Origin of the sequence: Gordonia hirsuta DSM 44140 = NBRC 16056, assembly GCF_000333015.1 — a bacterium.
GTDB lineage: Bacteria > Actinomycetota > Actinomycetes > Mycobacteriales > Mycobacteriaceae > Gordonia > Gordonia hirsuta.
The window spans coordinates 171,215-189,763 of sequence record NZ_BANT01000004.1; the positions used below are offsets into that span (position 1 = coordinate 171,215).

Below are 18,549 nucleotides of genomic sequence, written 5' to 3' on the forward strand. Positions count from 1 at the left end.
ATGAGCACCCCTGACCTCCCGCTGACCCAGCAGCAGCCGGTCTCCCTCACCGGCCGCGATCTGCACCTGTCGTTCGGCGACAATCAGGTGCTGCGCGGCGTGGACATCCATGTCGAGGCCGGAACCACCACCACCGTGATCGGCCCGTCGGGGTCGGGAAAGTCCACGCTGCTGCGGGTCCTCAACCGGCTGCACGAACCGCAGTCCGGAGACATCCTGATCGACGGACGTTCGGTGCTGCGGGACAACCCCGACCGGCTGCGCCGCCGGATCGGCATGGTCTTTCAGCAGTTCAACCTGTTCCCGCACATGAGCGTGCTGGACAACGTCGCCCTCGCCCCGCGCAAACTCCGCGGCCTGGACAGCGAACAGGCCCGCGCTCTGGCCCTCCGCGAACTCGGCAAGGTCGGCCTGCAGGCCAAGGCCGAGGTCCGCCCGGCCACCCTGTCCGGCGGCCAGCAGCAGCGGGTGGCCATCGCCCGGGCGCTGGCCATGAAACCGCAGATCATGTTCTTCGACGAGGCCACCAGCGCGCTGGATCCGGAACTGGTCAAGGGTGTGCTGGCGTTGATGACCGAACTGTCACAGGAGGGGATGACGATGGTGGTGGTCACCCACGAGATGGGTTATGCCCGCGAGGTCAGCGACAGCGTGCTGTTCATGGATCACGGCCGTGTGATCGAGACCGGTCCACCGGTGCAGCTGTTCGAGGCCCCGGCCACCGAACGGCTGCAGAACTTCCTGGCCGAGGTTCTCTGAGCGGCCTCGCCCAGCCGCCGATCAGGACTGTACGGCGGTGCGGAACTGCGGGGAGGCGTAGAACGGTTCCAGCCGCCGCCGCACGATCGCGGCCAGAATCCCCTGCTGGTCCAGGCGGCGGATCACCGGCGGCCCGAAACGCATCCCCTCCTCGCGCAGATCCGCCTCGCCGATCCCCAGATCCTCGATCACATCGGCGATCGGGGTGGCCCCGTAGGTGTCGAAGACCTCGTCGATGGCTTCGTCGAGCAGCGCCCGGAAGTAATCGGTCTGCCGGAAGGTGCGCCAGAACTCGAAGATGAGCACCACCGTGTCTTCGACGTCGACCTCGGAAACGGTGTCCCGGAAGCTGCTGACCCGGCCGTCGGCGCGCGAGCGCCAGAAATCCCGGACGGTGTCGATGATCAGGTCGTCGGCGTCCTCCTGCGCTGACTCGAGCACGAACACCGCACCGCGGCGGGTCCATTTCTCCACCGGCCGGGCCAACCGGCGCGCCGTCTTGGTACCGAAGCGGTTCTCCACGGCTCGCTGGACCACCTCGACCAGGGTGTCGGTGGTCGCCGGCGATTCCAAGACCTGATCGACGGTGCGGCGGGTCAGCGGCAGCCCGGTGGCGATGGCCGCCAGCTCGTCGAAACGCCGGGTCTCCACCACATCCGAGAGCCGGGTGCGCTCGTGCACCGGATGCCGGTACAGCCGGGCGGCGACCTGGCCCACCAGCTCCGGTATGGCCCCCTCCACCGGGAACTGCATCGTGTACTTGCGGGCGACGTCCTTGATCAGCGCACGCGGCATCACCACCTCGAGCGGGATGGTGCCCGACTCGGTCAGGAAGTGGCCGATCTCGTCGTCGATCAGCGCGGCCAGCGCATCGTCGTCGGTGAGCTGACTGAGCTCGAAGGCGATCTGCGCCTCGAGCAGTCTCGCCCCGAGTTCCTCGGTGGTCTCCGCCATAGCTGTCAGCCTAGGCCAGCGCAGGGCCTCGGCCGGCGCAGGGCGCGGACCTACCGGGGCGGCCCGAGGCGTTCTTGCCGCAGTCCCGGACCCAGCACCTGGATCTCGCGGCGCTCCCGTTTGACGGCGAAGACACCGCGCCGGTGCCGGTCGACCGCGACGATCACCGTGATCACCGCCAGCAGGACGGCCGGCACCCACAGGGCGGTCGCCAGCCCGAAACGGCGCAGGATCACCGTGCCGATCACCCCGCCCACCAGCAGCGCCGCCCACAGCGACAGATGCCGCAACCACAGCAGTTTGGGGCCGCCGAAGAAGGCGTCGACCAGTCGCTGACCGGCCTTGACCAGCGCGCCGGTCATGTAGGTCAAACCGATGCTGGCCTCCCCCGCCACCAGGAAGGTCGCATTGAGTACGCCCATCGCCAGGGGCAACAGCACCGCCACCGGCCACCGCTCGGCCACGGTCACATCCAGGAGCGCGGTGATCGCCACCAGGATGCTGGTGGCCGCCAGCACCGTTGTGCGTCCGTCACGGACCCGCACGAGAAGTGCGCCCAGGACCGTGCCGGCGAAGAACAGCCCGATGATCGACGCGGCCGTCCCGGCCGCCGACCAGTCGCCCATCCCCGATCCGGTGGCCAGCTCGGTGGTGTTCCCACTCATGAACGAGACGAAGAATCCGCCGAGCACGACGAAGCCGACCGCATCGAGGTAGCCCGCGGCCGACGACAGCACCACGGCCAGCGTCACCTCACGTCTCTGGATGCTCTTCATGCCGCACATTCTCGCATCTGCCCCGTGCGGCTCCTCTCCCGTGGAGAATTCCGCAGCTCGCGCAAGGGGATTGCGCACCGCCGGACTTGCGCGCAGGCACCGACGTCGGTTTGCATCTGCCACGTGCGTTCACGATTGCTCTTCGGTGCCGGTGCCCTCGGCTGCGCGATGGCGCTGACCCTGTCTTCCTGCGCGGCTCCGGCCGACGCTCCGTCGGCGTCGTCGGTGACATCGGCGATCGGCGCCACCGGAGACTCCGCCACCGGAAACTCCGCCACGGCACCGAACTCCCACCGCCCCGACGGCGCCTCGGGCACCATCACCCTGAGCTGGGCCGGTGACAACATCCTGGGCACCGACCCGAAGTTCGGCGGTCTGACGCTGCCGGTTGCCTGGGAACGCAGCGGCCGAGATCCGGGCTACTTCTTCCAGAACGTCAAGAAGTACTTCGCCACCGACGATCTGACGATCGCCAACTTCGAGGTGGTGCTCACCGGCGACACCCGCAATCCGCGTCCCAAGGAGGGCACCGAGTTCTACCATTTCGCCGGTGATCCGGCGATGGCCAAGACGCTGCCGGCCGGCGGTATCGATGTGGTGACCGTGGCCAACAACCACACCTGGGATTACGGGCGCAAGGGCTTCACCGAGACCACCCGCGCCCTGGCCGCGGCCGGAATCAAGTACGTCGGCACCGGCAACCCCGGCTACGACGGCTCCGACTACGACTACTCGCTGATCGAGGACGTCAAGGGCATCAAGGTCGGTCTGGTCAGCTACCAGACCTGGGCCGACACCCCGCAGACCCGCAAGAAGATCCGTACCGACCTGGCCGATCTGCGCCGTCGCGGCGCGCAGGTGGTGATCCCCTACTTCCACTGGGGTATCGAGGCGGTGCACGAACCGTACGAGGTGCAGCGCGATCTGGCGCGCGTGGCCATCGACGCCGGCGCCGACGCGGTGATCGGCACGCACCCGCACGTGCTGCAGTCGATGGACGTGTACAAGGGCAAGCTGATCGCCTATTCGCTGGGCAACTTCGCCTTCGGAGGCAACACCGATCCGACCGATAAGCGCACCGCGATCCTGCAGACGCGGCTGAGCGTGAACGACGGGGCCGTGCGCGGTGTCGAGTACCGGGTGATCCCGACGCGGATCTCCCGCACCGAGGCGTACAACGACTACGTGCCCACCCCGTACACCGGCACCCAGCGCACCCAGGTCCTGGGCTTCCTCAACCAGATATCCCCGGCACTGAACGGCACCGTCTCCGACCGGTTCACCCCGGTCCCCCGATAGCGCCGCTCAGCGCAGCGGCACCGCGACGTCCGAACCGCCCTCGCGGGTCAGCCGCCGCCCCATCTGCACCAGCTCCGGGCGGTCGATGAACCCGCCGGCGAAGAGCACCTGCCCCTGGACGAAGTCGCTCGCCTGCCGCAGCAGCTCCTCGGGGGCGTAGCCGAAGATGCCCGCCAGCTCGTCCAGGTCCCGCGGGGAACTCATCTTCATCAGCCCGAGGTTGTCGCACTGCGACAGTGCATTGGGGTGCACCTTGGACGGACGCTGCGTGGACATCAGCAGCCACAGACCGTATTTGCGGCCCTCGGCGGCGATCTGCACGATCCGCTCGGTCAGCAGCCGTTCGACCGGGGTCGCCGGCGCCGGCGGACACAGGTTGTGGGCCTCGTCGATCACGATGAGCCGGCCGATCCGTTCGTGGCGCCGGGCCCAGAGCTCGTCGAGCACCGCCAGCGCGGCGGCCCGCGGTTCGGCGGCGGTATCGAAACCGCCCAGATCGATCACCGTGGCATCCGGGCGTTCGGCCACGATCGCCGGGGCGGCGACGTCGGTGAACGCCCACAGATCCCAGTCGGCCACCCCCAGGTTCTCCAGTCGCATCGCCAGTTGCACGAACTCGGGAACCCCGCTGGCCTGCAGACGCGGCAGCAGTGACCGGCGCATCGTCATCAGCTCGTCCCCGTCGGACCCGCCGGTCAGGTTGTCCACGGCCTGGCGCAAGACCGCCTCGGCCCGCAGTGCCGCATTGAACTCGGCGGCGTCGTCGACCGGATCCAACTGGATCACCGCCGCGCGCGACGGCAGCTCCATGTCCACAAACCGCACCCGCAACGGCAGTTCCCCGCGATATCCGTCGGGTGTGCGCCGCAGCACCCGGATGTCGCGGTCGGCCAGTTCGGCGGCCGCCGCCGGTGGCGCATCGTCGGCGCTCTGCCGCAGATGTACGAAGTCGCTGTTCGGGTCCAGGATCACCATCGGCAGCCGGGTGTGCAGCAGGACCTGTTCCAGCAGCACACCGAGTGCGTAGGTCTTGCCCGAGCCGCTCTGCCCGCACCAGAAGGTGTGCCGATTCAGGCGGGAGGCGTTCAGCCGGGCCGGCGTGGCTTCACCGAAACGGGTACCGATCGGCAGTTCTGCGCTCATAGCCGATGATGCTAGGCCGCCGGCGCCGGCGACGCGGGTGCTCGGCCGAAGCCCCGACGTGTTCTCCTCAGTGCCCCAGGAGTGCTTGCAGCACGGTGATCACACCCTGGTCGGTATTGGGCGGGGCCAGATAGCGTGCCCGCTCACGCACCTGCGGGTGGCCGTCGGCCATCGCGAACGACCAGTCGGCGGCGTCGAGCATCTGCAGGTCGTTGAGGTAGTCGCCGAAGACGACGGTCTGGGCGGGACCGACGCCCAGGACCTGCTGCAGGGACCGCAGTCCGACACCCTTGTCGACACCCGGCGCCATCAGATCGAGCCATTTGGGGCCGGAGATCACCACCTGGCAGCGGTCGGCGAAGACGTCGAAGTGTTCGCGCGCGGCCGCGGCGGCATCGTCACCGTCGTAGATGGCGAGTTTGAGGATGTCATCGTCGACCGTCGTCAGATCCTCGACGTGGGCGAGCCGGTGGTAATACTTGGCGAACTCGTCGACGAACACCGGATCGTCGCGTTCGGCGTAGCCGCCGCCCACCCCGCACACCACCAGGCCCAGGTCACGATCGGCAGTGGCGCGGCGCGAGGCGGCGATCACCTCGGCCGCCAGCTGCGGATCGATGACGGTCCCGGCGGTCAGCGTGCCCTCGTGGGCCACCAGATTGCCGTTCTCGGCGATGTACGAGATCCCCTCCGGATCGCGGGCGAACAGATCGGCCAGCGTGTAGTACTGGCGGCCGCTGGCCGGGACGAAGCGGATTCCGCGCCGGCGCATCTCGGCCAGCAGCGGCCAGAAGGCGTCGGGCACCTGTCCGGTCGGGGTCAGCAGCGTCCCGTCCATATCGGCGACGACCAGGCGCAGATCGTCCGGCGGCATCGGCAGCGAGTACTCAGGCACCCTCCGATGGTCTCATCGCCGGCGCCTGCCCCGCGCGTGCTTCCCGCTTTCCAGGACCGGTCGCTGCGGGGTCAGGCCTCTGGGGCCGGGTCCTCGGGGGCCGTGGCTGCGGGGGTCGTGGCTGCGGGGGTCATCTGCCGCGCGATCCACTCCGGTACCGGAGTGTCCCCGACCAGGTGTCGCTCGACCAGCTGCTCCACCCGATCCGGTCTCATCCCCGAGTACCAGACGCCGTCGGGATAGACCACCATCACCGGGGCCTGTCCGCACGGGAAGAGGCAGCCGGTGAGGGACTGCAGCGCCTGGTCGTCGCCCAGATCCCGGGCCGCCAGGGCTGCGGCCAGGGCGACCGAGCTCTCCCGGGCCCCCTCGACGCTGCAGCGCGGTCCGCGGCAGACCAGGACATGCCGGGCGAATCCGGGGACGTTCTCCCAGGCCGGCGACTGGATCGGCGCGGTGGTCTGCCGGGCCGGGACGCCGCCCCCGGCGATGGCCGCCTCCAGCAGCTCGGCGTACCCGTCGTGCTCGGTGAGCAGCGGAGCGATCCGCACCTGCGGCCCGGTGGAGCCGGCCGGGCGGGTGCGCAGCCAGTGTCCGACGAGGCGCGCGCACCACGCGTCCTGTTTGGTGTCGCCCAGGGTCTGGCCGCTGACCAGCAGCACGCATCGCGCTCCGGCGGTGGCCGCCTCGTCGAGCGCCTCGGTGATCGGGACCTCCGTACCGCCGAGCACCGCCACCCGCACGGGCACCTGCGGGCGGCGCGCGGTCAGTGCGACCACCGCCCGTTCCAGCGCGGGTGCCGGCAGGCCGCCCCGGTCGGTCGGTGCGGTGATGATGATCCAGTCGATGGTCATATCTGCTCCGTTTCAGGTTGTGCCCCGCCGTGTCGCTGCACTCCGTTGAGGATCACCAGCGGAGCACCCGACCGCGGGTGCGGCATCACCTCGGCATCCAGGCCGTACACGCGGTCCAGCAATGCCGGGGTCAGTACCAGCGCCGGCGGGCCCTCGGCGACGACGCGGCCGCCGGCGAGCACGATCAGGTGGTCGCAGTACAGTCCGGCCAGCTGCAGATCGTGCAGGGCGGCCACCGCGGTCACCGGAAGATCCCGCAGCTGCGCGAGCAGTTCCAGCGAGGCCGCCACGTCCAGGTGGTTGGTGGGCTCGTCCAGGACCAGCACCCGTGGTTGTTGGGCCAGGGCGCGGGCCATCTGCGTCTTCTGCCGTTCCCCACCCGACAGCGACTGCCAGGTGCGGGTGCGCAACTTCTGCAGCCCCAGCGCGGTCAGGGCATCGTCGACGATCTCTCGGGTGTCGATGCGGCGCAGCCGTCCGCCGGCTCGCGGGATGGTGCCCAGATCGACCACCTGCTCCACGGTCAGATCGGCTTCGGTGACCGAATGCTGTTCCACGGTGGCCATCACCCGGGCCAGTTCCCGCCCCGAGTAGGCCCGGACCGGCGTCCCGTCCAGCAGCACCTGTCCGGTGGCCGGGGTGATCCAGCGGGCCACCGTCGACAGCAGCGTCGTCTTGCCCGACCCGTTGGGCCCGATGATGCCGGTGAAGCCGCCCGCCGGGACGGTCGCGCAGACGTCGTCGAGCAGCACCTTGGCACCGATGCGCACGCCGACACCGGCCAGTTCGATCTGCGGCGGTCGGCGGTCCGGCCCGCCCCGGCGGCCGCTCGTGGTGCGGTCGCCGCTCATGCCGGTGCCCCGTGCCGGCGCAGGATCACCACGAAGACCGGAACACCCACCAGCGCGGTCACCAGGCCCAGCGGCAGTTCCCGGCCGGGCAGCACCACCCGGGAGGCGATGTCGGCGCCCACCAGCAGCAGCGCCCCGACCAGGGCGGTGACCGGCAGCAGCCGCCGATGCAGCGGGCCGACGGCGAAGCGGGCCAGATGCGGGATCACCAGTCCGACGAACCCGATGATGCCGGTGTCGGCGACCAGCACGGCGGTGCAGATCGACACCGTCAGATACAGAATCCAGCGGGTGGCGGTGACCGGGACACCCAGGCTGGCGGCGGCCCGATCGCCGAAGGTGAACGCGTCCAGGACCCGGGCGTGCCACCACACCACCGCCAGTGTGGCCGCCACCGCGATCAGCACCACCAGGGTCGAGGGCCAGCGGGCACCGGCGACCGAGCCCAGGGTCCAGCGCAACACGATCGCAGCGGCGTCCCGGTCGCCGAAGTAGATCATCGCCGAGGTGAGCGCCGCTCCCCCTTGGGCGACGGCCACACCGGCCAGGATCAGCCGGTTGGGCAGCAGCGCACCGCTACGGGTGGTGGCGATCGCGAAGACCAGCGCCAGCGCCCCCAGAGCGCCGATGAAAGCGGCCACCGACACCGCCCCGATCCCGGCGGTCAGCCCCACGCCCAGCCCGGTGGTGATCACCAGCACCGCACCCACCGAGGCCCCCGAGGACATGCCCAGCAGATACGGGTCGGCCAGAACGTTTCCGGTCAGCGACTGCAGCACCGCCCCGCAGACCGCCAGGCCCGCGCCGACCGCGGCCGCTGTCACCACCCGCGGCATCCGCAGGTTCACCACGATGTGGACGGTGTTGGCGTCGATTCCGCCGGCCAGCCCCAGCCGCGCACCGATCGCGGTGAACACCTCGTCCAGACTCAGCCCGACCGAACCGACGACGATGCCCGCAGCCATGCTCAACACGAGCGCGGCGGCCAGCACCACCGTCAGGATCAGCAGGCCGCCGGTGGTACGACGGTCCAGCAGCCGAGCGGTCAGCGCGAACCCAGATGGTCCGACAGCGCCACCGCGCCGTCGATGGTGCGGGCCCCCGGCGTCGACTCGGAGAACGGCAGCACCAGATACGACTGCTCGCGCACCGCCGTCAGGTTCTTCAGTACCGGGTCGGCCTGCAGATAGGCCTTCTTCGAGTCGGCGGAAGAGAAGTCGGCATCGATCAGCACGATCACCTCCGGATCGGCGCGCAGCACCTGTTCCCAGCTGACATCGGCCCAGTTGCCGGGCTGATCGGCGAAGACGTTAGTGGCACCGACCGCGTCCATGATCAGCTGCGGGCCGCCCTGTCCGGCACCGGCCGACGGGGTGTCGGTGCCGTTGTCCCACCAGAAGATCCGCACACCCTTACCGTGCGCATCCCGCTCCAGGTCGCTCAGCTGCTGACGCATCCGGGTGTTCACCTCATCGGCTTGCGCGGAGCGGCCGAACAGGACTCCGTAGTCGGAGACCTCGCCGGCGATCGCCTCCCACGAGGCCGCCGGACGGTCGTCCTTGTTCTCGCATCCGAACGGGGAGACGTAGGTGGCGATCCCCAGCCCGGCCAGTTCCTCGCGGGTGCCGATGCCCTTGTCCCCGAACGCCGAGGAGTAGGAGGCGGCCACCAGATCGGGGTGAACCGTCAGCACCTGCTCGAGGCTGGGGTATTTCGGCGCCAGCACCGGAACCTTGTCGTAGGCGGCCTGCAGCGCCGGGGCGATCGCATCGTCGAGGTAGGCGGTACCGACCAGCTGGTCGCCGGCGCCGACGGTCAGCGCCGATTCGGTGGCCCCCTGGTTGACGGTGACGCCGCGCGCGGCCGGGGCCGGCAGCGTCACCGTCCGGCCGCAGTTGGTCAGGCTGACGGTGCCGCCGTCGGCGGAGGGTTCGTTGGTGCCGCAGGCACTCAGCCCCAGGGACAGCGCCGCCGCGGTGGTGACGGTGACGACGGTTTGCAGGGTGCGCACGGCTACCCGCCTTCCATTCTCGTGGAATCGTGGTGTGCGCTACGGCCGGTCTCCTGGCTCGGCAGGGACTTCCGGCGACGGCGCCTTCCCGGGGCCGTCCCGCGCGGGGTGCGGCGCCCAGTGGCCGGGAGGTTCCCGAAGCCGTCGTCGGACCTGCTCACAGTGGCGAGAACCGCGCCGGTCTTGCACCGGACTTCCCGAACACCGCAGCGTCGGAATCATCCTAGCCTCGCGCGCGGAATAATCGCGCGCCGACCGGGCTTGATCCAGAGTATGAGTGACGTCGAATTCGGATTGGACACCTTCGGTGGAGTCACCACCGACGAGCACGGCCGGCAGGTGTCGCATCCGCAGGTGATCCGGGACCTGATCGACGATGCGGTCGTCGCCGACGAGCTGGGCCTGGACTTCTTCGGTGTCGGCGAGCACCATCGCCCGGATTTCGCCGTGTCCAGCCCCGAGATGGTGCTGGCGGCGATCGCGGGGAAGACCTCGACCATCCGCCTCGGCTCGGCGGTGACGGTGCTCAGCTCCGACGACCCGGTACGGGTGGTGGAACGTTTCGCGACCCTGGATGCGGTCTCGGACGGACGCGCCGAGATCGTGGCCGGCCGCGGCTCGTTCATCGAATCGTTCCCGCTGTTCGGCTACGACCTGTCCGACTACGAGGTCCTGTTCGAGGAGAAACTGGATCTGCTGTCGAAGCTGATCGAGCAGGAGCCGGTCACCTGGAGCGGCACCACCCGGGCCGCGCTGACCGATCAGCGGGTCTTCCCCACCACCGGCCAGCGGCTGCCGGTGTGGGTCGGTGTCGGCGGGACCCCCGAATCGGTGGTGCGCACCGCCCGTTACGGCTTCAACCTGTTCCTGGCGATCATCGGCGGCGATCCGGCGCGGTTCGCCCCCTACATCGACCTGTTCGATCGGGCCCAGGACGAGTTCGGGGTGCCCCGCGCCCCGGTCGCCGTGCACTCCCCCGGCCTGGTCGCACCCACCGATGAGCAGGCCCGCGAGACCGTCTACGACGGCTGGCTGGCGTTCCGGACCCGGCTGGGCGCCGAGCGCGGGTGGGGCCCGCCGCGGCCCGGCGAGTTCGAGGACGAGATCGAACACGGCTCCCTGTACGTCGGCTCGCCGCAGACCGTGGCCACCAAGATCGCCCGCACCCTGCGGGCGCTGCCGGTGAACCGGTTCGACTTCAAGTACGACCAGCCGGTCCCCCATGCCGCCCAGCACCGTTCGGTCCAGCTGTACGGCGAACAGGTGGTGCCGATGGTCAAGGACATGCTCGCCTGAGCCGGCCGGGACGGCCGGGGCGCGGCTACCGTTCGCTGACCCGGCCGTCCTCCACCTGCCAGCGGCGATCGGTCTGCACCACTTGAAGCATGCGCCGGTCGTGCGTCACCAGCAGCAGAGCGCCGTCGTAGGTCTGCAGGGCCGATTCGAGTTGTTCGATGGCGGCCAGGTCCAGGTGGTTGGTGGGTTCGTCGAGCACCAGCACGTTGACGCCTCGGGCCTGCAGCAGCGCCAGGGCTGCGCGGGTGCATTCCCCCGGGGACAGCTTCTCGACGGCGCGATCGACGTGATCGGCGCGCAAACCGAACTTGGCCAGCAGCGTCCGCACCCGTTCGGTGGTGTAGTCGGGCACCAGCGACTCGAAGCGGGCGGCCAGCGGCTGGGTTCCGGTGAACAGGGCCCGCGACTGATCGATCTCGCCGATCGCGACGCTGGCACCCAGGTGCGCGGTGCCCTCGTCGGGAGCCTGCCGACCCAGGAGCAGCCGCAGCAGCGTCGATTTTCCGGCTCCGTTGGGTCCGGTGATCGCGATCCGTTCGCCGGCGTTGACCTGTAATGACACCGGTCCCAGGGTGAAATCTCCCTGTCGTACGACGGCCTGGTTCACCGTCGCCACCACCCCGCTCGAGCGGGGTGCAGAGCCGATCGTGAACTCCAGGACCCACTCCTTGCGCGGTTCGGCGACCTCCTCGAGCCGGGCGATACGGCTTTCCATCTGCCGGACCTTCTGCGCCTGCTTCTCGCTGGATTCGGTCTCCGCCCGGCGACGGATCCTGTCGTTGTCGGGCGCCTTGCGGACGGCGTTGCGCACCCCTTTGCTCGACCATTCGCGTTGCGTGCGCGCCCGAGCCACCAGATCGGCCTTCTTCTCGGCGAACTCCTCGTACTCCTGACGGCGGTGGCGCCGGTCCACCTCGCGTTCTTCCAGGTAGCTATCGTAGCCGCCGCCGTAGACGGTGCTGGTGTGCTGGGCCAGGTCCAGTTCCAGCACCCGGGTCACGGTTCGGGAGAGGAACTCGCGGTCGTGGCTGACCAGCACCACCCCGCCGCGCATCGCCGTGACCACCTCCTCCAGGCGGGCCAGCCCGTCCAAGTCCAGATCGTTGGTCGGCTCGTCGAGCAGCACGATGTCGAACCGGGAGCACAGCAGTGCCGCCAGTCCCACCCGCGCGGCCTGCCCGCCGGATAGTTCGGTCATCGCCGCAGATGCGCCGACGGTCAATCCCAGTTCGGACAGCACCGCCGGCAGTCGTTCGTCCAGGTCGGGAGCCCCGGTGGCCAGCCAGTGGTCCAGGGCCGCGGCGTAGCGGTCGTCGGCCCCGGCCGGCGGCGACGGCTCTGCCAGTGCCGCAGCGGCCGCGTCCATGGCCGCCGTCGCGGCCGTGCCCCCGGTGCGCCGGGCGACGTACTGCGCGATGGTCTCTCCGGTGCGGCGCTCGTGTTCCTGCGGCAGCCAACCGACGAAGGCGTCGGCGGGGGTGCGTGAGACGGTTCCGGCCAGCGGTGCCAGCTCCCCGGCGAGTATCTGCAGCAGGGTCGTCTTACCCGCCCCGTTGGCACCGATCACCCCGATCACATCGCCGGGTCCGACGGTCAGGTTCACGTCGTCGAACAGCACGCGGTGGGCGTAGCCGCCGGCCAGATCCTTGGCCACCAGGGTCGCCGTCATCGCTGCCGCACCTGTCCGCGGTCGTCCACCACGGTGATCCGGCCGCCGGTGCCCGGATCCGGGTCGGGCAGCACCTGATCGGGATCGAGGACGAACACCTCGTGGCCGTCGATCGTCAGGCGGCGCACCGCCTCGAGCAGCATGCGCCGCCCGACGTCGTCGATTGTCCCGATCCGGGCCAGATCGAGCAGGATCGACGAGGTCACCGGCGGGCGCACCTCGAATTCGCGGACCACGTGTTCGGCGGCGGCGAATCGCAGATCGCCCTGCAGTTCGATCACTTCGATCGCATCGGGTCCGTCACCGTCGACGTACCGGTCGGCGATCGCCTCCCGGGCGGTGCCGGGCACATCCATCAGGTGCATGCCCATATCGGCGGTGAACCGCTGGAACAGATCCACCCCGCGCACACTGTTGCCGTGCCGGTCCAGCCGGGGCGAGAAGGTCGCGATCCCGGCCTGGCCGGGCAGCGCACCGATCAGACCGCCGGACACCCCGCTTTTGGCGGGCACCCCCACCCGCGTCATCCAGTCGCCGGCGCCGTCGTACATCCCGCACGTGGACATCACACTGAGGACCTGCCGGACCACCGGCGCCGAGACCACCGGCCGTCCGGTGACCGGGTTGACGCCGCGGTTGGCCAGCGTCGCCGCCATCACCGCCAGATCGTCGGTGGTCACCAGCAGCGAGCACTGGCGGGTGTAGCCGGCGACGGCCACCAGCGGGTCCTCGGCGATGATGTCGTGGGCGCGCAGCATGTTCGCCAGCGCCCGGTTGCGATAGGCGTGGTGCAGTTCGGATTCGTACACGGCCTCGTCGACCTCAAGCCGGCGGCCGGCGAAGGCGCTGAGCCCGTCGACGATCCGCTCGAACCGCTGATCCGCACCCGCTCCGGGAGGACCGCTCAGGCTGGTGGCCACCAGCGCACCGGCGTTGATCATGGGGTTACGGGGACGACCGCTCTCGGGTTCCAGGGAGATCTGGTTGAAGGAGTCCCCACTGGGCTCGACCCACACTTTCGACAGCACCTCGTCGAAACCGCGGTCGGCCAGCGCCAGCGCGTAGACGAACGGTTTGGAGATGGACTGGATGCTGAACTCGACATCGGCGTCGCCGGCCGAGTAGACGTGCCCGTCGACGGTGCACAGGGCCGCCGCCAGCCGGTCCGGGTCGGCCTGCGCCAGTTCCGGGATGTAGTCGGCGGTGGCCCCGGAGGTGTCGGCGGCCACCGAGCGCAGGGCGTCGGTGAGGTAGTCGGGGATCGGTGAGCGCACGCGCTCAGCCTACGGCGCTCACCGATCCGGTTCAGTACCGGAAGGTGGCCAGCGCTTCGCCGTCGAGGTCGCCGAGGGTACGCACCGTACCGCCGGCTTTGAGTGTGCCCAGCAGGCCGCGGTTGGCCAGCTCGCGCGGCTGCTCGCCGGTGATCTGCGCGTCATCGCGCGACAGGAACAGGGTGTCGACCCGTCCCTCGCCGGCCGCGCGTGCGATCTCGGCGAGGTCGAAGGCGCCCTTGCCCGAGTGCGCCAGCGACCGGGCACGTTCCTGTTCGGCCTGTTCGCGGGCGGTCTCTTCAGTGTTGACCACCTGCCAGGCGGCCGAGCGCAGATCGTCGGGCTGGGCGTGTTCGGGATTGCCGGCGATCACCCCGTCGACGATCGCCGGATACGGGCAGGAGGCCGTGAAGATCGGCAGGTATTCGGCGACGGCGGCCAGCACCAGGGCCTGGGAACGGGCCGTGCCCAGCCGGGTGCCGATAGCCTGGCCGACGGCCCGGATGTACTTCTCCACCAGGGTGCGGTCGATATCGCCGCCGCTGCCCTGGAAACTCGGGACGCCGTCGGCGCCGGCCGAGCCCGAGCGCACATCGATCACCCGCTCGGGCAACTCGTCGATCACCTCGTCGAACGAGGCGGGCACGTTCTCCAGCGGCAGTTCCTCGATCACGTTGCGGGTGGAGTCGAACAGCCGCACCGAGTTCTGTGCCAGCGCCAGGACATAGAGTTTGCGGTCGCTGGCGATCACGGGGGCCACCGGCAGCAGGTTGAACTCGTCCCCGACGGTCAGGCTCTCGGTCAGTTCGATCGGCACCCGCAGCGGCAGAAAGAAGCCTTCGGCCAGGAAGACGATCAGACCGCGGCTCTGCAGCCGCCAGTACGACGGATCCTCGGCCAGCGCGGTGACCGGAGCCAGGAACGCGTCGGCGGCGGCCTCGCGCATCCCGTCCTCGACCAGCCGGGCCTTCGCCTCGCGAAGATGGCTCTTGAGCGTCAGCGCCGAGACCTTGTCGCTTTGGCCGGTGACATCGGTCGGAACGGTAAACGTGAGCTTGACACCTCCCTGATCCTGGCGTTCGAGGACCGCACTGAAGTCGATCTCGTCAACGATTCCCTGGGAGTTCTTGGTCAAGGTCTGCACCCTTCTCGACATTCGGGCCGGTGTGAGGCTGATAACACCTCCAGCCTAGCCAGATCGTCGGCCCCGGGGCACAGACACAGATATCGGCTCGATCGGAAACCAGAGGGCGCATCCGGTCCGATCAACCAGATCCGTGCCAGAGCGCACCAGGGCGAGCGCTGAGCTTGTGAGCACAGAGTTGGCGCAGGTAGCCGCCGCAGGCATGGCCCGAATAAGAACCAGAATAAGAAGAAGTCCCCTCCGAACAGGTCGGAGGGGACTTCATTCTGTGGAGCTAAGGGGACTCGAACCCCTGACCCCCACACTGCCAGTGTGGTGCGCTACCAGCTGCGCCATAGCCCCGTATTCGGTTTGTGCTCTCTCTCGAGTGCGCTACCGAAACTACCCCATCGCCCCCGCCCCGGCAAAATCGGCGGACCCCGCGGCCATCGATGGGGCCGTCCCCGCAGCTCACCGCCGGCCCGCGGCGCGAAAACGCGGGGACCGAACGTCCGCTACTTGCCGGTGCCGCCGGCGATCAGTGTGGCCACCCAGCCGTCGCCGTCGAGGATGCCGCTGACCGGCTCACCGGCCACCAGAACGGTCGGGGTAGCCACCCGGCCCTTGTTCGAGTTGTACAGCTGCTGCTGCGAGGTGCGGCCCATCTCCTGTGCCTGGGACACCAGAGCCCCCTCGGCGATGCAGTCGCGGGTCTGCTGGTCGGCGCCGACCGTTCCGGCCAGTTCGGCCATCTGGGCATTGGTCAGATCACCGTTGGAGTCCGGCCCCGGCGCCTGCGCGAACAGGGCTGCGTGCAGGCGGGTGAAGACCTGGCGGTCGTCGTGGCGAGCGGCGCACAGCACCGCTCCGGCCCCGCGCGAAGAGTAACTGTCCGACGGCGACTGGTCGTCCATGAAGGTCAGCAGGTGGTAGCGCACCCGCAGCTCGCCGGCCTGCGCGGCCGCGGACAGTGCGTGACCGGACTGCTCCTCGAACTCGCGGCAGTGCGGGCAGGTGAAGTCCTCGAAGACGTCCACGGTGATCGGGGCGGTGCGCTCCCCGACGATGAAGGCCGCGTTCTCGGCGAGCACCGCATCCTCGACGTCCGGGTACTCCTTGTTCGCATTCCACACCAGCCCGCCCACGATCAGCGCGATCACCGCCACCCCGACGCCGATCAACACATAGGCCGACCGGCTCGAGGTGGCGCGCGGCTGATAGTCCGGGTTCTCCCGCGTTACGGGCGTCTTCTTGCTCACGGTCTCGACTGTAGCGGGCGCCGACGACGGCGGGGCAGTCCCGCCCGGCCGCCGCGTGCGGTCACAGGACGCTGTCGACGAGTTGCTGGGCGGCGGCCTGCACCTGCGCCAGATGGTCGTGTCCCCGGAAGCTTTCGGCGTAGATCTTGTAGACGTCTTCGGTGCCCGAGGGCCGCGCGGCGAACCAGGCGTTCTCGGTGACCACCTTGAGACCGCCGATCGGTTCGCCGTCACCGGGGGCCTCGGTCAGGATCTCGATGATCGGTTCGCCGGCCAGTTCGGTGGCCTGCACCTGATCGGCCGACAGCGCGGCCAGGGCCGCCTTCTGTGCGCGGTCGGCCGGCGCATCGATCCGCGCGTAGGCGCTGGTGCCGTAGCGTTCGGCGAGCTGTGCATACCGCTGCGACGGCGTCTGACCGGTCACCGCCAGGACCTCGGCGGCCAGCAGGTTCATGATCAGCCCGTCCTTATCGGTCGACCAGGGCGAGCCGTCGAACATCAGGAACGAGGCTCCGGCGCTCTCCTCTCCCCCGAAGCCGATGGTGCCGTCGGCCAGGCCGTCGACGAAGTACTTGAAGCCGACCGGCACCTCGATCAGCCGGCGGCCGATCCCGGCGACCACCCGGTCGATCAGCGACGAGGACACCAGCGTCTTGCCGACCGCGGTGCCGTCTTCCCAGCCGGGCCGGTGGGTGAACAGATAGTCGATCGCCACGGCCAGGTAGTGGTTGGGATTCATCAACCCCGCATCGGCGGTGACGATGCCGTGCCGGTCGGCGTCGGCGTCGTTGCCGGTGGCGATGTCGAAATCCTGCCGCCGGGCGATCAGCGAGGCCATCGCATCGGGCGAACTGCAGTCCATCCGGATCTTGCCGTCGGTGTCCAGGGTCATGAAACCGAATGCCGGATCGACGTCGGGGTTGACCACCGTCATCTTCTCGAGCCCGTAGTGCTCCTTGATCGCGGCCCAGTAGGCCACCGAGGCGCCGCCGAGCGGATCGGCACCGATCGCGATGCCGGCCTCGGCGATCGCGGCCATGTCGACCACCTGTGTCAGTGCGGCGACGTACTCGTCGATGAAGGAGTAGTCACGCACCAGATGACTGTCCCGCGCCTGCGCGAAGGGCACCCGCTGCACCCCGGCCAGCTCGGCCTCCAGATATTCGTTGGCCGACTCGGCGATCACCGAGGTGATCGAACCGTCGGCCGGGCCACCGCTGGGCGGGTTGTACTTGAAGCCGCCGTCGGCGGGCGGATTGTGCGAGGGCGTCACCACGATCCCGTCGGCCTGCTCGCCGGGGTGCTCGGCGTTGTACTGCAGGATCGCCCGGCTCACCGCGGGTGTCGGGGTGAACTGATCGTCGGCGGCGGTCCGCACCTGCACCCCGTTGGCCACCAGCACCTCCAGTGCGCTGCGCCAGGCGGGAATCGACAGCAGATGGGTGTCGAAACCGATGAACACCGGTCCGGTGATGCCGGCGGCATTGCGATGGTCGACGATCGCCTGCGTCATGGCCAGCACGTGAGCCTCGTTAAAGGCCCCGTTCAGGCTGCTGCCACGATGTCCGGAGGTTCCGAACACCACGCGCTGGTCGGGGTTCGCCGGATCGGGCTCGATATCGTAGTACGCGCGCCGGACGGCGTCGACGTCGATCAGATCCTCTGCCAATGCCGGGCTACCGGCTCGCGGGTGCACCATGCCCCGATTCTGCCACCTCCTGGCGCGATCGGGCCGCATGCGCAGGACCCGCCCGGCCCCCGCAGCAGGCCGGAACCGGGCCACTAGAGTGCAGACATGCGCTCACCCAAGCTCGCAGTCCTGGTGCTGCCCGGCGGCACCGACTTCAGCTACCGGCCGTTCTCGCGCACCCAGCCGTCGGCGCTGCGGATGTACCCGTTCACCCTGTCCATCCAGGCCAGGTTCGGTCGCGCGGTGCGCGTGCACCAGGGCAGCTACCGCGTGTACGGCTGGAACGGCGGCCAGGCCAGTCCGATGCCGTACGCACGCCACTCTCTGCAACAGATCAAGAGCCGCTACCCCGACACACCCATCGCCCTGGTCGGCCATTCGATGGGCGGCAGGATCGTGGCCCACCTCGGTGCTGACCCGCAGGTCAGCGACATCCTGGCGCTGGCCCCCTGGTGGCAGTTCGCCGATTGGCGCCATATTCACGACGGCGCCCGGGTTCTGGCGATCCACGGCGACAACGACACGGTGACCCGCCCGCATCGCACGGCCAAGGGTGTGCGCGAGCTGCGGGCGCGCGGGCTGGACGCCGAGTATCTCGCGGTCCCCGGCGGGGGTCACGCCATGCTCGACCATCTGACGACCTGGCACGGACGCTCGCTGGCCTTCGTCGATCAGGCGCTGCAGCGCACCTGACCG

Annotated in this window: 17 protein-coding genes, 1 tRNA gene and 1 riboswitch; of the genes, 4 read left to right on the forward strand and 14 right to left on the reverse strand. The window is 69.5% G+C overall.

Annotated elements, in window-relative coordinates; all coding sequences use genetic code 11:
• The gene (locus tag GOHSU_RS02345; protein WP_005936208.1) at window positions 1-759 is read left to right on the forward strand and encodes an amino acid ABC transporter ATP-binding protein; all 759 of its coding nucleotides are present in this window, start codon (window positions 1-3) and stop codon (window positions 757-759) included.
• 21 nt (window positions 760-780) lie between these two features.
• Here GOHSU_RS02345 and GOHSU_RS02350 read toward each other — a convergent pair whose 3' ends face one another.
• The gene (locus tag GOHSU_RS02350; protein ID WP_005936211.1) at window positions 781-1,713 is read right to left on the reverse strand and encodes a hypothetical protein; all 933 of its coding nucleotides are present in this window, start codon (window positions 1,711-1,713) and stop codon (window positions 781-783) included.
• A 50-nt stretch (window positions 1,714-1,763) separates the two neighbouring features.
• The gene (locus tag GOHSU_RS02355) at window positions 1,764-2,465 is read right to left on the reverse strand and encodes a YoaK family protein (RefSeq protein WP_174293519.1); all 702 of its coding nucleotides are present in this window, start codon (window positions 2,463-2,465) and stop codon (window positions 1,764-1,766) included.
• Between the two features lie 147 nt (window positions 2,466-2,612).
• Between GOHSU_RS02355 and GOHSU_RS02360 the strand changes: the two genes are divergently transcribed.
• Window positions 2,613-3,788 (forward strand): CapA family protein, encoded by a 1,176-nt coding sequence (locus GOHSU_RS02360; RefSeq protein WP_245551664.1) that lies wholly within the window; start codon window positions 2,613-2,615, stop codon window positions 3,786-3,788.
• Window positions 3,789-3,794: 6 nt separating this feature from the next.
• Here GOHSU_RS02360 and GOHSU_RS02365 read toward each other — a convergent pair whose 3' ends face one another.
• The 6 genes from GOHSU_RS02365 to GOHSU_RS02390 form a co-directional block, all read right to left on the reverse strand.
• A complete protein-coding gene (locus GOHSU_RS02365; RefSeq protein ID WP_005936221.1) occupies window positions 3,795-4,931 on the reverse strand; it encodes an ATP-binding protein in 1,137 nt (378 codons plus the stop codon).
• A gap of 67 nt (window positions 4,932-4,998) precedes the next feature.
• Window positions 4,999-5,826, reverse strand: a complete 828-nt coding sequence (locus GOHSU_RS02370) for a Cof-type HAD-IIB family hydrolase (RefSeq protein WP_005936224.1) — start codon at window positions 5,824-5,826, stop codon at window positions 4,999-5,001.
• Window positions 5,827-5,897: 71 nt separating this feature from the next.
• Window positions 5,898-6,680, reverse strand: a complete 783-nt coding sequence (locus tag GOHSU_RS02375; protein WP_005936227.1) for a (2Fe-2S) ferredoxin domain-containing protein — start codon at window positions 6,678-6,680, stop codon at window positions 5,898-5,900.
• On the reverse strand, window positions 6,677-7,531 hold the full coding sequence (locus GOHSU_RS02380; protein WP_005936230.1) for an ABC transporter ATP-binding protein: 855 nt from the start codon (window positions 7,529-7,531) through the stop codon (window positions 6,677-6,679). The genes GOHSU_RS02375 and GOHSU_RS02380 overlap by 4 nt, the downstream gene beginning before the upstream one ends.
• Window positions 7,528-8,523: a FecCD family ABC transporter permease gene (locus GOHSU_RS02385; protein ID WP_345917287.1), complete on the reverse strand. Its 996-nt coding sequence runs from the start codon at window positions 8,521-8,523 to the stop codon at window positions 7,528-7,530. The genes GOHSU_RS02380 and GOHSU_RS02385 overlap by 4 nt, the downstream gene beginning before the upstream one ends.
• 53 nt (window positions 8,524-8,576) lie before the next feature.
• Window positions 8,577-9,542 carry an ABC transporter substrate-binding protein gene (locus GOHSU_RS02390; protein ID WP_005936236.1) on the reverse strand — a complete coding sequence of 322 codons (966 nt, stop codon included), beginning with the start codon at window positions 9,540-9,542 and terminating at the stop codon, window positions 8,577-8,579.
• Window positions 9,543-9,568: 26 nt separating this feature from the next.
• Window positions 9,569-9,766, reverse strand: a riboswitch (cobalamin riboswitch).
• 49 nt (window positions 9,767-9,815) lie between these two features.
• Between GOHSU_RS02390 and GOHSU_RS02395 the strand changes: the two genes are divergently transcribed.
• Entirely contained in the window at window positions 9,816-10,838 is a 1,023-nt protein-coding gene (locus GOHSU_RS02395; RefSeq protein ID WP_005936239.1) for an LLM class flavin-dependent oxidoreductase, read from the forward strand.
• A 25-nt stretch (window positions 10,839-10,863) separates the two neighbouring features.
• Here the strand turns inward: GOHSU_RS02395 and abc-f are convergent, their stop codons facing one another.
• The 6 genes from abc-f to pgm form a co-directional block, all read right to left on the reverse strand.
• Window positions 10,864-12,507 carry a ribosomal protection-like ABC-F family protein gene (gene abc-f / locus GOHSU_RS02400; protein ID WP_005936242.1) on the reverse strand — a complete coding sequence of 548 codons (1,644 nt, stop codon included), beginning with the start codon at window positions 12,505-12,507 and terminating at the stop codon, window positions 10,864-10,866.
• On the reverse strand, window positions 12,504-13,781 hold the full coding sequence (locus tag GOHSU_RS02405; protein WP_005936244.1) for a glutaminase: 1,278 nt from the start codon (window positions 13,779-13,781) through the stop codon (window positions 12,504-12,506). The genes abc-f and GOHSU_RS02405 overlap by 4 nt, the downstream gene beginning before the upstream one ends.
• Before the next feature lie 31 nt (window positions 13,782-13,812).
• The gene (locus GOHSU_RS02410; RefSeq protein WP_005936247.1) at window positions 13,813-14,916 is read right to left on the reverse strand and encodes a baeRF3 domain-containing protein; all 1,104 of its coding nucleotides are present in this window, start codon (window positions 14,914-14,916) and stop codon (window positions 13,813-13,815) included.
• A gap of 278 nt (window positions 14,917-15,194) precedes the next feature.
• A tRNA-Ala gene (locus tag GOHSU_RS02415) sits at window positions 15,195-15,267 on the reverse strand.
• Window positions 15,268-15,419: 152 nt separating this feature from the next.
• Complete coding sequence (locus tag GOHSU_RS02420; protein ID WP_005936251.1) at window positions 15,420-16,163, reverse strand: DsbA family protein; 744 nt, start codon at window positions 16,161-16,163, stop codon at window positions 15,420-15,422.
• 61 nt (window positions 16,164-16,224) lie between these two features.
• Window positions 16,225-17,862, reverse strand: coding sequence for a phosphoglucomutase (alpha-D-glucose-1,6-bisphosphate-dependent) (gene pgm, locus GOHSU_RS02425; RefSeq protein WP_005936254.1), 1,638 nt, complete (start codon window positions 17,860-17,862; stop codon window positions 16,225-16,227).
• Window positions 17,863-17,958: 96 nt separating this feature from the next.
• On the opposite strand from pgm, the gene GOHSU_RS02430 reads away from it, so the two are divergent.
• The gene (locus GOHSU_RS02430; RefSeq protein ID WP_005936256.1) at window positions 17,959-18,546 is read left to right on the forward strand and encodes a prolyl oligopeptidase family serine peptidase; all 588 of its coding nucleotides are present in this window, start codon (window positions 17,959-17,961) and stop codon (window positions 18,544-18,546) included.
• Window positions 18,547-18,549: the final 3 nt, after the last annotated feature.